At 56.8% G+C, this 13143-nt stretch carries 12 protein-coding genes and 3 pseudogenes; 8 read left to right on the plus strand and 7 right to left on the minus strand.

The annotated features are described in order from the left end of the window. The first annotated feature begins 87 nt into the window (after window positions 1-87). Both BXE_RS41485 and BXE_RS41490 read left to right on the plus strand, forming a co-directional pair. The gene (locus tag BXE_RS41485; RefSeq protein ID WP_081435645.1) at window positions 88-441 is read left to right on the plus strand and encodes a hypothetical protein; all 354 of its coding nucleotides are present in this window, start codon (window positions 88-90) and stop codon (window positions 439-441) included. Window positions 442-622: 181 nt separating this feature from the next. Then, window positions 623-865 (plus strand): hypothetical protein, encoded by a 243-nt coding sequence (locus BXE_RS41490; RefSeq protein ID WP_040123478.1) that lies wholly within the window; start codon window positions 623-625, stop codon window positions 863-865. On the opposite strand, the gene BXE_RS41495 is transcribed toward BXE_RS41490, so the two are convergent. The 5 genes and pseudogenes from BXE_RS41495 to BXE_RS46260 all read right to left on the minus strand — a co-directional run. Continuing rightward, window positions 858-2402 (minus strand): tripartite tricarboxylate transporter permease, encoded by a 1545-nt coding sequence (locus tag BXE_RS41495; protein WP_040123630.1) that lies wholly within the window; start codon window positions 2400-2402, stop codon window positions 858-860. The genes BXE_RS41490 and BXE_RS41495 overlap by 8 nt on opposite strands. Window positions 2403-2405: 3 nt before the next feature. Then, window positions 2406-2885 (minus strand): tripartite tricarboxylate transporter TctB family protein, encoded by a 480-nt coding sequence (locus BXE_RS41500; RefSeq protein WP_011494135.1) that lies wholly within the window; start codon window positions 2883-2885, stop codon window positions 2406-2408. An 806-nt stretch (window positions 2886-3691) separates the two neighbouring features. Continuing rightward, window positions 3692-4123 (minus strand): hypothetical protein, encoded by a 432-nt coding sequence (locus BXE_RS46255; protein ID WP_148223118.1) that lies wholly within the window; start codon window positions 4121-4123, stop codon window positions 3692-3694. Beyond that, window positions 4106-4502, minus strand: a pseudogene (locus BXE_RS47690) (IS110 family transposase); the annotation flags it as partial. The gene BXE_RS46255 and the pseudogene BXE_RS47690, both read right to left, overlap by 18 nt. Then, window positions 4502-4633: pseudogene (locus BXE_RS46260) on the minus strand (IS3 family transposase); the annotation flags it as partial. The pseudogenes BXE_RS47690 and BXE_RS46260, both read right to left, overlap by 1 nt. A gap of 253 nt (window positions 4634-4886) precedes the next feature. On the opposite strand from BXE_RS46260, the gene BXE_RS41510 reads away from it, so the two are divergent. The 6 genes from BXE_RS41510 to BXE_RS41535 all read left to right on the plus strand — a co-directional run bounded on the left by BXE_RS41510 (window position 4887) and on the right by BXE_RS41535 (window position 10941). Next, window positions 4887-5738, plus strand: coding sequence for an amidohydrolase family protein (locus BXE_RS41510; RefSeq protein ID WP_011494139.1), 852 nt, complete (start codon window positions 4887-4889; stop codon window positions 5736-5738). Continuing rightward, window positions 5735-6910, plus strand: coding sequence for an FAD-dependent oxidoreductase (locus tag BXE_RS41515; protein ID WP_011494140.1), 1176 nt, complete (start codon window positions 5735-5737; stop codon window positions 6908-6910). The genes BXE_RS41510 and BXE_RS41515 overlap by 4 nt, the downstream gene beginning before the upstream one ends. Before the next feature lie 18 nt (window positions 6911-6928). After that, window positions 6929-7792, plus strand: a complete 864-nt coding sequence (locus BXE_RS41520; protein WP_011494141.1) for an alpha/beta fold hydrolase — start codon at window positions 6929-6931, stop codon at window positions 7790-7792. Between the two features lie 3 nt (window positions 7793-7795). After that, window positions 7796-8776, plus strand: a complete 981-nt coding sequence (locus BXE_RS41525) for a Bug family tripartite tricarboxylate transporter substrate binding protein (RefSeq protein ID WP_011494142.1) — start codon at window positions 7796-7798, stop codon at window positions 8774-8776. A 16-nt stretch (window positions 8777-8792) separates the two neighbouring features. Then, complete coding sequence (hmgA, locus tag BXE_RS41530; protein ID WP_011494143.1) at window positions 8793-10082, plus strand: homogentisate 1,2-dioxygenase; 1290 nt, start codon at window positions 8793-8795, stop codon at window positions 10080-10082. 208 nt (window positions 10083-10290) lie between these two features. After that, window positions 10291-10941 (plus strand): TetR/AcrR family transcriptional regulator, encoded by a 651-nt coding sequence (locus BXE_RS41535; protein ID WP_011494144.1) that lies wholly within the window; start codon window positions 10291-10293, stop codon window positions 10939-10941. 143 nt (window positions 10942-11084) lie between these two features. Here the strand turns inward: BXE_RS41535 and BXE_RS45100 are convergent. Continuing rightward, window positions 11085-11373: pseudogene (locus BXE_RS45100) on the minus strand (transposase); the annotation flags it as partial. A gap of 117 nt (window positions 11374-11490) precedes the next feature. Beyond that, on the minus strand, window positions 11491-13008 hold the full coding sequence (locus tag BXE_RS41540; RefSeq protein WP_199577097.1) for a class I adenylate-forming enzyme family protein: 1518 nt from the start codon (window positions 13006-13008) through the stop codon (window positions 11491-11493). Between the last annotated feature and the right edge of the window lie 135 nt (window positions 13009-13143).

Below are 13143 nucleotides of genomic sequence, written 5' to 3' on the forward strand. Positions count from 1 at the left end.
TCTAATCCAAATGTCGATGCTTTGATAGATCGACTTTCCAATCGACTATTTCGATAGAAGCATGGTTGACACTGGTCGAACGTCGACATGCCACAGCCGCTCGGCCGCTGCAAAGACGTGTTCGATCCGGTCACGTATCTTCGACTCGGCAAGGTGATGCCGATGGTCCCGTCGGCGTATTGCCGGCATGTAGTCCGGCGTGCCGATCCAGCACGCCTGCCGGCACAGGCTCGCCGTGATGCGATGCTGCGCGGGAAAACCCGGTGCGTGCAGGAAGGGCGCTTCGAGGTGCATGGGGGACGCAAGGTCTGGCGGCAACTCGCATGCGAAGGCTTTCAGGTGGCCCGCTGCATGGTAGAGCGGTTGATGAAGACGCTGGACTTGCCGGGTATGCGGCGCGGCAGTTTCATCCGGACGACCGTCAGCGGCAGTCCGAGGTGATGTCCGTTGGACCGCGTGCAGCGGCAGTTCAAGGCCGAGCGGCCCAATACGCTATGAGTGTCAGTTCTTACGCGTGTATCGATTGAGCGGCGCTTCGTCTATGTCGCGCCCATCAGCGACGTATTCACTCGGCGCATTGTCCGCTAGCGGGTGTCGGGCCGGCGCACACGGAAAGAACTTCATGCGGGATGCCCCGGAACAGGCTTTGTGCGAACGACAGTCGGCGCAGCGTGACGAACTGATCCATCACAGCGACAAAGGCGTCCCAATGCGTGCGGATCCGCTATACGGATCGCCTGTCCGAAGCTGGCCTTGGCCATCGGTGGGCAGCACGGGCGACTCCTGCGATAACGCTCTGGCCGAAACGATCAACGGCCTGTATAAGGCAGGCATAACAACCGCCGACAAAAATCAGATCAATTGACAGAAGCCTGGCCGGGATTACGATTACGCTCAGTCAACCTGCGTTTGCGCAGGAGTCCCTTTATCCAGAAGTAAAGCTGGAGCCCGATCATCAAGGCACATATGAAGACAAACGCTGCACTGATGGGGCGCTGCACAAAAATCATGAGGTCCCCACGCGAAAGCAGGAGAGCACGACGAAAGTTTTCCTCGACCATCGGTCCTAATACGTAGCCGAGCAAGATGGGGGAAACTGGAAAATCCAGCGCAATCAACAAGGCGCCTGCGATACCGAATACCACAACTTCACCCACTTCGAAGAGGCTGTTATTGGTGCTGTAAACCCCGACCGCGATGAAAAACAGCGCAGCCGGGTAAAGGTAGCGGTACGGTACTCGCAGTACTTTGACCCACACACCGATCAGTGGCACATTCAGCAGGATCAACAACGCATTGCCAATCCAGAAACTGGCGATCAGCCCCCAGAAGAGATCGGCATGTTCGGTGATGAGCTGCGGGCCGGGCTGGATGCCCTGGATCAGCAATGCGCCCAATATCAATGCCATCACCGCGTCGCCCGGAATGCCCAGGCTCATAGTCGGAATGAAGTCCACCTGGGTCTTGGAGTGCGACGCCGCCTCGGGTGCGGCCACGCCTTCGAGCGCACCATGACCGAACCGTTCCGGTGTCTTCGAAAGTTTCTTTTCAACGGCATAGGCGATAAAGGTCGTGATGGTGGGCCCAGTGCCGGGCATCGCACCGAACAGCGTGCCGATGAAAGTGCCGCGTAGCATCGGCAGGAACGCCTGCTTAAGCTCGGCCTTGCTGGGGCGCATGTCGCGCAGCTTCACGGAAGTTCCGCTGCCAACCGATTTCATCCGATTGACGTTACGCAGAAACTCAGCGATTCCAAAAAGCCCCAGTGCCAGCGCGACCAGCTCGACCTTGTCTGACAGTTCAATAAAGCCGAACGTGAAGCGCATAACGCCACTGTTGACGTCGGTCCCCACCAGCCCGATCACCAGACCCAGCACCGTCATGGCCACGCCCTTCAGCGGCGCGCCTCTGGACATGGTACCGCCGGCGATTAACCCGACCATCATGATCGAGAACAATTCGGCTGGCCCGAATTTGAATGCAATGCCTACCAGCAGCGGAGATGCGAAGATCATCACGATAATACCAATCGACGCCGCAAAGAACGACGCAATCATCGTAACGCCCAAAGCGGTGCCCCCTTTGCCTTTGCGCGTCATCGGATAACCGTCGAGACAGGTTACCGCATGGGGTGGATGACACGGCAAATTTAGCAGAATCGCGCCGATAGCCCCGCCATACTGCGAGCCATAAAATATGCCGGCGAGCATCAGAATCGCCGGTACCGGATGCATGACATAGGTCAATGGCAATAAAATCGAAATGGCAGACAAGGCCCCCATACCAGGGAGCACGCCGATCAGGTTGCCGACCAGTACGCCGAAAAACGACCACATCAGATTGTGGGGTTCCAGCGCTACTCCGAAACCTTGCCAGAGATCAAGCAGGGATTGTCCGATTATCACTTAACTAGCCCAGGTAAACAGGGGCAACTGCAGTTGCAGCGCCCACCAGAAAACTACTACACAGATGACGCAAACGCTGAACGCCAGCACCATTGCGGACAACAGCGTGTTCTGTCGATCACCCAGCGCGGAGATGAAGACAATGGCGAAGCTTGCGGGCAGCAGGCCCCCATATCTGCCGAGGATAACGAATGCGATGACGCTAAGCACAATGCAGATCCAGCCGCGCCATTCGGGTGGCAACGGTTCCTCTTCCAGTTTTGCGTCGGAATCAATACGCCTCGCGCCAAAGGCAATTCCAACCCCGACCAGAGACAGAATCACCCCTAGCGATACCGGAAAGAAGCCCGGTCCCATGTGGCTCAGGCTGCCAACATCATAGCTGAGCCCCTGAGTGACAACTCCGAGACCCACCAATAGCATTAAGGCGCCGCCATAGTAATCCCTGTTATACGGGTTGATGAATCGGCGGGCTTTCATATCGCATGCTCCAAAGTCTCAATAGAGGGCGAGCTGGACGCTATCCCAAGTATTTATAGTATTCGCTATAGGCTCAGCTGTACTTGCGGTATACCCGCAGCGTCGTACAAGAATTTGTGCGGAGCCAAACGTACCTCCGTTCCACGTCGCGACAAGAGGTTATGGGATTTCGCCGATCTGGAACAGGTATCATGATTTAGCGGTATTAGCCGGTACTCGACCGTCAGATAGTGTCGGCAGTGGTATCGTCCGATTCCGACCAGGCGAATGATTCTTCGGGGCGAGTCGAACCTCAAGGATGCACCCCTGGCGCATCGCTTCATAGCTTCGGGCTTGCCTCTTTCCTCGCCCGGAATGACGAAATGAACCGACGCTGCCTATCGAGGTTTAACAACCATCAACTGTCCGAACGCACCGGTTATATCCTCCTGGTCAAAGCTGAGGCAAACTGCTACTAGCAACTCGCGCAGCACCCAACAGACTACTTCCCCCCGGCTTGTCGATGTCCAGATAAGCGAGCGCAACGCGTATTGGCCCGTGACTACAGGAAGCGCCGAAAAACTCTTCGCACGGTTCAAGGAGAAGTCACCGGCGTGACTGCTGACTACATAAAACGCCTCTACAGTGAAGCAGCCGGGTTCAGGCTGAGATATTTCACCGAATTTGTAGCGGAAACCGCCGAATGCCAAGGTACGTCGAGATCATGCTCACGAAGAAGGTCGTTAGATCCGGGGACGGAACATGAGCGTGCGGCATTGATAGCATTCCCCCTCCTTATATTCCACGATCGTGGAATAACGAAAATACTAGATAGCGGCAAAGGCTCCGTCAAGGACAGATGGGCAAACTAAGGGTTTGTCATAGCGCTGGCGGCACAAGTGCGCGCTTCCATTGCACTTCTGCTTTCCATGGCAAATTCTCATCGCTAATCCGCCTCGCTCTTGAGCATTCGTCAAGAAGTGATGGATATGCGTCAGTCCATAAGCAGGCCTGTACTTCAGCATCCTGAACAATGACCCGGAGCAAGGGTTGTGGTTGCGTATGCCCGGACGGCTCAACGATGGCATGACACCCGCCGCCCGGAGGGTGGCGACATTTTCGCGCCGTTCATCGAGCCACAGTTGATTCCCTTCCAGGCGTCGAGCGGCAATCTGCGTGCTGCCGATCTCGCGATTTCGCCGCCGTATGAGGTAAAAGGCTTCATGAGCGATGTAGCGCTTGACCAACCCGGCGATCATGACGTCCAGTCTGCGATCTCGTCATGCAACTCGAGATAGCGACGCGCCAAGGACTCGAGTGTGATCCGGTACGCAGCGGTCAGATTCCGGTAATCGGTGACGTCGGGCCGACAGCGTGCGGATCGACTGAATATGCATCATGTGCGCAGCCATTCGCGCAACTCGTCGGGTGCGCTGACGACCGTATCTGTATCAAATGAAGGGCAACACGACGAGCGGCAATCGCCGTCCTGCGACAGACATCCAGTACGCGCAAAGCCTCGATCATGCCGTCGCGCGTCCTGGGCGTAACAGTACGGACAACCGCAAAGGCAATATGGGCGGCGTGCCCGGCGTGGATCGTATCGTCCTTGCGTCGTTTGCGCCGATCAGCGGTGTCTTGCCGGCTTCGGACGCGTTGAGCCAGTTGCGCAGCGTCTGCATAGACATACGCAGGAGGGCCAAAGCACTCACGCGTTGCCCGTCCTTGACTCATTGCACGGCTGTTTCCTTGAACTCCGCCGCGTACACCTGGTGTGGTACCTTGAACCTCTGTCGTTTCTTTCGTTGAGTTTAGACATAACCGGATGGAAGGTGGAAGTTCAGGAGAAGCTCACGGCAGAACTCGGGCAACACCATACGCCCACCAGACAACAGACCGATCATTTGAGGTCCGCTGCCAGCGCTATGATAAACCCTTAGTTCACCCATCTGACCTTGACGGAGCCTTTGCCGATACATAGTATTTTCCATATTCCACAGCCGTGGAATATAAGGAGGGAAAATGCTACTAATCGACACGCACGCTCATGTTTTGTCACCGGACCGCACGACCTTTCCTCGCGACTACGGTCTCGATATGGCTTGGGCTCGTGGCGATTTATCGGCGCAGCAACTCGTGGCAGCCATGGACGAGTCGTCAATCTCCAAAACGCTGCTAATTCAGGCGTACTCCGCCTACAGATACGATAACAGTTACCTTGAAAGCGTGATCGGAGAGTTTCCAGATCGCTTCGCGGGGGTGTGCATGGTTGACCCGCTCGCCCGGGACGTTTCCGATCGGCTCACTTCGCTAATCGTCGACAGGAAATTTGCCGGTACACGGATCGTAATCGTACAACCAGAACCTCGCCTGGACGATCCCGCCATGGCCCCGTTCTACGAGACATGTGCCGAGCTACGGACGCCGCTTTGCGTCCTGACCATTCCGCCTAAACTCAAGGAACTCGAAGTCCCGTTGAGTCAATGGCCTTCGTTGCAGGTGGTTGTCGAACATCTGGGCCTCATTCACACGGCGTCGGGTGACAGCGTATCAAAGGAAAGACCCCTGCTTGATCTGGCCCGTTTCCCCAATTGCATTCTGAAGTTTTCGACGATCAGTCTGCGGGTCGCTGCTGCATTCGAAGGCGGCGCCCAAGGTCAGTTCGAGCGGCTCATCGATGCATTCGGCGCACAACGCCTGATGTGGGGCTCCGACTACCCGTCCACGCCTGAAGGCGGCATCCCCGGTCTCGTCAATGAGATGCACCAGGCGCTGGACTTTCTACCGCATCACGATCTCGCTTTGCTCTCTGGCGAGGCAGCGTGCCGGATCTGGTCAACACTTCGTCCGGTCTCCTCGAGAGGACTCGCATGAACGTCGCTATTATCGGTGGTGGAATCGGAGGAATGTGCGCTGCCCTCTCACTGCTGCAACGCGGTGTAAATGTAACCGTGTACGAGCAAGCGAACGAGTTGAAAGAAGTCGGCGCGGGACTACGCGTCACGCCGAACGCATCGCGCATTCTCAGGCGGATGGGACTCGGCGAGATCCTCCATCAATCAGCCATTCAGACCACTGAACTTCTCTATTACCGATGGGAGGATGGCCGGGTACTTGCTCAACAGGTGCTGGGAAATTCAATCGAGATCAAATTCGGTGCGCCGTACTATCACATTCACCGGGCAGCGCTACATCAGTTGATTTCCGATGCGGTTCCTCGGGAGCACATTAAACTTGACCAGAAATGCGTGCGTATTGAGCCAATGGGCGACGCTCTCGGTGTGCATTTTGCGAATGGCGACGTGGCGCAGGCCAATGTTGTCATCGGCGCGGACGGTATTCACTCTGTCGTAAGGAAGCAATTGCATGGTGAAGACAGACCACGCTTTTCTGGTGACGTCGCCTATCGCGGCCTCATCCCCGCGACTCGATTAGCCGAGTGGACCCGCGCCCCAACCCAGAAAATCTGGGTCGGCCCTAATAGCCATTTTGTCCAGACATATGCCGGGCCCGATTACATCAATTTCATCGCGCTGGTTCCGGGAGTCGCAGATCGGGAATCGTGGTCGCGCGAAGGCAGCCTTTCCGAGCTTGCCGAAAAATTCCACGGCTGGGACGAGCGCATTCACGAACTGCTGGCGAACACCGATCGGGTGATGTGCTGGCCACTCTATGACCGCGATCCGCTTCCGCAATGGACGGTCGGTCACGTAACGCTGCTGGGGGATGCCGCGCACCCGATGCTTCCCTACCTCGGCCAGGGCGCTGCCCAGGCAATCGAAGATGCTGCGCTGATCGGCAAATGTCTCGCTGGCGTTACGCCACAGGAAGTACCAACGGCGTTGGCAGTCTACGAACGGTTAAGAAGGACGCGTACCGCGCACATCCAGCTCGGCGCTCGCAGTGAGGGAAATATCTATCACCTCCCCGACGGCCAGGAGCAGCGCAAGCGCGACGCGGCATTTCAGGAAATGACCGGGGCCAATGCGTCGCGAGACGAATGGCTTTTTGCCTACGACGTACTGGCCGAGCCACAGCCGCAATAAACCTGCTCCGGAGTCTATATGAATGTTCGTTACAGAAGCATCTGGTCGTCCTTGATGACAACGCCTTTCAGGCAGTCATATGCGGACGTCGGCGGTGTGCGCACACGGTTCGTCGAAGCCGGTGAGACGGGAGCGCCGGTTCTGATGATGCTGCACGGTACCGGGGCAAACTGGGAGATATTTTCGTCGAATCTCGACGCCCACGCGAAACATTTCCACTGTTTCGCGCTGGATTTACTCGGGCACGGCTTTACAGAAAAACCCCCGGGTGCTTACGAAATCAAGGATTATCTCTCGCACCTGCTCAACTTCATGGATATTCAGCGTGTGCCTTCGGCATCGTTCATCGGCACTTCGCTTGGTTCGTGGCTCTCTGTCAAACTCGCTGCACAGTTACCGGACCGCGTGGATCGATTGGTATTACTGTCACAAGGCGGACTCGCCGCTGACCTCCCTACGATGCAGAACATCAGCACTGTGCGAAGCCGCGCAGTCGACGACCCAAGCTGGGAAAATATCGAACAGGTCCTGGCCAGCGTCATCTTCAAACGCGACAACGTACTGCCTGACATGATCGCAACCCGGCAAGCGATCTACTCGCAGTCGTCGATGAAATCGGGAATGCAAAGCATTCTTGCATTGCAAGAGCCGGAGCTACGGATCAGAAACCTCGTCACTCAGGAAGAATGCCGGTCGATCGACAAACCGACGTTGGTGATTGCTTCTTCCGACGACACGGATGTGTTCGTCAAAAGCGCCTACGAGATCGCGAAGCTCATTCCAGATGCACGCCTGGTCGAGATGAAGGGTGTCGGGCATATGCCGCAATGGGAGGACCCGGAAGTGTTCAATCGCCTCAGCATTGATTTCTTGAGGAGCTGATGCATGAACTTCTATTCTATCGTCGCGCGCCTTCGGATCTGTCTTCTTGCACTGGCCTGTTTTGGCGTACTGCCAGACGCGTATGCTGGCAACTATCCCGACCATGCGATCCACATCGTCGTGCCGCTACCACCTGGGGCAAGTGTAGACGCGCTGGCACGCGTGCTGGCCGGCCCCCTTGGCGACCGGCTGAAGCAGCCGATTGTCATCGATAACAAGCCTGGCGGAAATATGATCATTGCCGCGCAGGCAGTGGCGCAGTCGCCCCCTGACGGCTATACCCTCTTCCTTACCATGGATCTGCCACTGGTTGCAAACCCCTTTCTGTATACCAGGCTGTCGTACGATGCCGAGAACGACTTCACCGCCATCTCGCTGCTTGCCACCTCACCCATGCTGATTGCCGTCGGCTCGCAACTGCAAAAGAAGTCCATCCAGGATTTTCTGGCCTATGCGAAGGGCAATCCCGGCAAGCTGAGCTATGGCGGAGGGGTGGTCGCCGCGCAGGTGGTCGGAGAAAACCTCCGCAGGGATGCCGGAATCGACATGGTCTACGTTCCGTTTCGCGGTGGAAGCCCAGTCATTCAGGCGTTGCTGGGAGGGACTATCAGCTTATCCATTACGGACATCACGCCGGCGTTACCCTGGATCCGCAATGGCCGGCTGACGGCGCTTGGCGTCACCGGATCACATCGCGATCCTTCGCTGCCCAATGTGCCGACGCTGGTCGAAGAGGGCCATAAAGACATGGATATCACCAACTGGATTGGACTCGTGGCGCCCGCGAAAACGCCGGAAGCGATCGTGAAGCGACTCAACGAGGAACTCGTCGGAATCATGTCTCGACCCGAGATCAGAAAAAAGATTCTGGAATTGACGCTCGACCCTATGACATCGTCTCCGGCGGAGATGACAGACCGGATCAAGCTTGACCGCTCAAAATGGGGAAAAATCATTCGAGCATCTGGCGTAACCATCAATTGAGCGGAAAGAGGGCGAGATGGACGAACTCCACTACCAGAACGGCTTCGCTAACGAGCATGAATCAGAGGCAAGTCCGGGTACACTCCCCGTGGGCCGAAACTCGCCGCAGAGACCGGCGCACGGACTCTATACCGAACAGCTGAGCGGTACTTCATTCACCGCGGGTCGGTCGGAATTCCGCCGCTCATGGTTGTACAGGATCCGGCCGAGTGCCGCTCATGCGGATTTCGTACCGGTCGACAACGCACGTTATTTCGAAGCCGGCTCAGCGTCCTTTGTTCCGAGCCGGTTTCGCTGGATGCCGCTGCCGCTACCCACAGGTTCCACGAACTTCATCGAAGGTCTGCACACGATGGCGATTGCCGGCAGCCCCGAATCGCGTGAAGGCGCCGCGTATCATGTCTATGCAGCCGCCAGTTCGATGGACTTCGCTTTCTCGAATCATGATGCGGAAATGCTTGTGTTTCCCCAGTCGGGCACACTCCGGGCAATTACCGAATTCGGCGTTCTGGAAATTGGGCCACAGGAGCTTTTGTTGATCCCACGCGGCGTCAAGTTCCGGATTGAACTGCCGGATGGGGCATCGCGCGGATACGTTTGCGAGAATTTCGGTGCCCATCTCCGGCTACCCGAACTTGGCCCGATCGGATCGAATGGCCTTGCAAATGCGCGCGATTTTCAAGCGCCTACCGCATGGTTCGAAGACGTCCGGCAAACAACACGACTGCTAGTGAAATTCGCTGGCTCATTGTGGCAATGCGATCTCGACCATTCTCCGTTCGACGTCGTCGCGTGGCACGGCAATCTATGCCCGTACAAGTACGACATGATGCGCTTCATGTCTATCAACTCAGTAAGCTATGACCATGCCGATCCATCGATTGGAGCCTTGTTGACTTCGCCATCCGCTTTTACGGGAACCCCCAACTTTGAGATAGCGATTTTTCCCCCAAGATGGCTTGTGGCAGAGGACACATTTCGTCCTCCATGGTTCCATCGCAACGTGATGTGTGAGTTCGTGGGTGTTCTTAGCGGCCTTCACGAAGCGCACGGTTCCGGTTTCCCACCGGGCGCCTGCAGCCTGCATAACTCATTCGCGGCGCACGGACCCGATCCTGCGGTTTTCGAGCGCGCATCCAGCGTCGCGCTGTCACCTGAAAAACTGAGCGGCAGCATATTGGCAGTCTTCGAAACTCGCCTTCCCTGCCGGGTATCAGCGTTCGCTCGTTCAACACCGCTGCGAAAACCTGCGTATGACGCCACGTGGGACACGCTGCCACTAGTCACCCCTCCAAAGTTCGCTTGAGGATTGGCGACTACAGGCGGAATATGCTCTTAACGATCTGCTACAATTGGCATCAATCAATTTCTGGAAATGTCGCGGCAAGTGGGAATCGCCACGCACTTGCGCGCAACTCGTTTTGACGCAATCCACTGCCCGCACAAAGGCAAACCCGGTCCCGGTCCGCGTTCGCGCTGTCGGTCGCCCGCCAGAGGCGGCTAACGACTCGCCAATGCGCGCAGTGATCCTGGATGCCGCTGTCGAATTGCTACGCCAGACTTCGCCGGAGAAGGTGTCTCTGCGAGAAGTAGCGCGGCTTAGCAACGTAGATCCCGGATTGGTACGCTATTACTTCAAGGATAAGTCCGGTCTTTTAACGGAAGTGGGGAGCCGGGTACTCGCCTCACTCGCGGTAACCGCTGATGAAAAAGCCAACCGCCCGATGTCGTTCAAGAAACACCTTGAAGCGCGCATCGCCGATTTGCTGTCGCTGCTGTCCCACAACCGGTATTTACATCAGGTCATTCTGAACCAGATCATACATTGGCAAAAGGACGCTGGCCGTGGCGCCCTGACGCAGTTGGCTGACAATGCCATTCGAAGGTCTACGGCGATGATCGAACAAGGTAACAAGGCGGGCGAGGTTCGTCTTGTGGATCCCCGTTTCCTGCATATCGCGATTATTGGCCTCTGCGAAAGCTTCGTTACCATGAGTCCGCTTGTCGCCGAATTTTTTGGTGGCGAACCAGATGCAGATGTCGAACTTGCATACCGGGACTTCGTCGTCGATTTGCTGATGCACGGGCTGACCACGGAGCCGACAGCAAAGAAGAAACCATCGCGTCCGAAAAATCGACAAGCTAAAAAAGAACTGAAAGAGTAGTTCAAAGAATTTAACGAAGAAGCTGAAGCTGTCCAGTTTGCGGAACCGAGGCAATCGTCAACGATATACGCGACGAAGGTCGCCGGGTACAGATTGACGGGCAACGGCACTTTTGTGCGCTAACGCGTACGACGTAGCGCTACGACAAACCAGCGAAACAGCGGGCTGCAGGAGATTTGCTCCATCAGCTTACTTGCGCTGCGAATCAAATACAGCACTTGCAGCAGCAGTGCGCGGATCAGCTTCTCCGGTGCGATGCCCGGGTGACCACTTCTGGCGGCGCTCTCGTACATATACGAAAGACCGCATCCATGCGAGTGAGCGCCTCGTTCGACCGCAGCCGAATGGGTCGAAACCGGTGATTAGCTGGAACGAAGTCGTCCAGCCTGGACCTGTGAACACCGATTCGATATAGCCGTCCGCTGCGCACATCGGCTCGGTTTCAATCGCGTTCGACTCTCTGTCTCGATCTTCACTCCTCCCGGCCGGATGGCCGGCGCAGAAGGCATTTCAACAGGCTTCTGGAGATGCGCGTCTGATTCATGGGTGCTACGGCAGAGCCCGAGCCATCTCGCGCAGCATCTCCTTCTGCATCTTTCCATTCGGGTTACGCGGAAGAGGTTCTTCCACGATCACCACATGATCCGGGATCTTGTAATCCGCCAATTTCTCGCTGCAGAATTCCCGCACGATCGCGTCGGTAACATCGACGTCCACGCAGCGAACGAAAGCCACTACCGTCTCGCCGAGTATGACGTGCGGCCGCCCCACGACAGCCACTTCGAGCACACCGCCCAGCTCACACAACACGTTTTCGACTTCGGCTGGATAGATCTTGAACCCGCCACGATTAATCATGTCCTTCTTGCGGTCTGCAATGCGCACATACCCTTGCGAGTCGACCGAGCCAATGTCGCCGGACTTCCAGAATCCGGCGACGAATGCGCTTTCAGTCGCCTCCGGATTGCGCCAATAGCCGGAGGCGATCATGGGTCCCCGTATCCATAGTTCGCCAGGTTCGCCCGGTGGCATCTCGCAGCCGTTTTCGTCCATTACGCGAATTTCACCGCACGCCACTACCTTTCCGATACTATCGGACTGATCGAGGCCATCGCCGGGTGGCATGATCGTTGCAGGTGACGCGGTTTCTGTCGCGCCGTAGGCATTACACATGACGAGGTGTGGGACGGCTTCAGCAAAACGCCGGATGGTCGCCTCCGGCATGGGCGCGCTCCCGTAGACACCAATGCGCCAGGCCGAAAGATCAAAACTCCGTAGATCCGGATCGAGCAGGCAAAGTCCGTACATGGCAGGCACCAGCAATGCATGCGACATCCTCTCTTCCGAGGCAAGCCGTAAAAAGGTGCGCTTGTTGAATTCTTTCACGAGAACGAGCGCTCCCCCCAGGTAAAGAAGGGGGAACACCACTCCGCACAGCCCCGCAACATGTGACCACGGAATACACAAAACGCTGCGCTCGCCTTCTTGCACAAGGCCGAGTCGATCGACCCAGTGCAGGCACGAATGAATAACGTTCAGATGGGTGAGTGTGGCGCCCTTGGGTCTTCCTGTCGTTCCCGAGGTATAAAGTATTCCAAATATGTCATCCTCAACCGTACCCGTGAGAACCGGCAATTGTTGAACCTGCGCTCTCGTCGCGAGCAGCTGTTCGAATGCGGGATTTCCACAGCGACTTGTTCCGCAGCAGAATCTCGCCGCACATAAGGGCGTAGCCTCAGCGGGCGGCAGTTGTGGCTCACAAGTCTCTTGATAGACTAGAGCAATCGCCTGGGAATCTTGAAGGATATGTGCAACCTCAGGCGCGCGCAGACGTTCACCTATCGGCACCAGTATGCCCTGTGCTCGTGCGATGGCTAGCACGCACAATACAGCTTCCAGACGGTTCGAAAGCATCACGGCAATGCGGTCACCGGCCTGGATGCCCGCTGCCGCCAGAGCGTCGGCAAGACGGTCGACCTGGCGATCAAGTTCCCGGTAGCTCAGTCGGGTTGTTCCATCGACAAGCGCTTCTGCATCGGCCGCTCGTGCAACGACGGCGCGAAACATCTCGTCTATCGTCCGCGGCCGCGCGGCGAAGCACTCGACTACTCTTCCCGAATGGCTCTCCATTCTCCGATGCATCGTAATATCTCTCGTCTTTGTTTTGGTGAAGTATGCGATCAGCGACCGGGCTCACGGCTC

The organism is Paraburkholderia xenovorans LB400 (assembly GCF_000013645.1).
Classification (GTDB): domain Bacteria; phylum Pseudomonadota; class Gammaproteobacteria; order Burkholderiales; family Burkholderiaceae; genus Paraburkholderia; species Paraburkholderia xenovorans.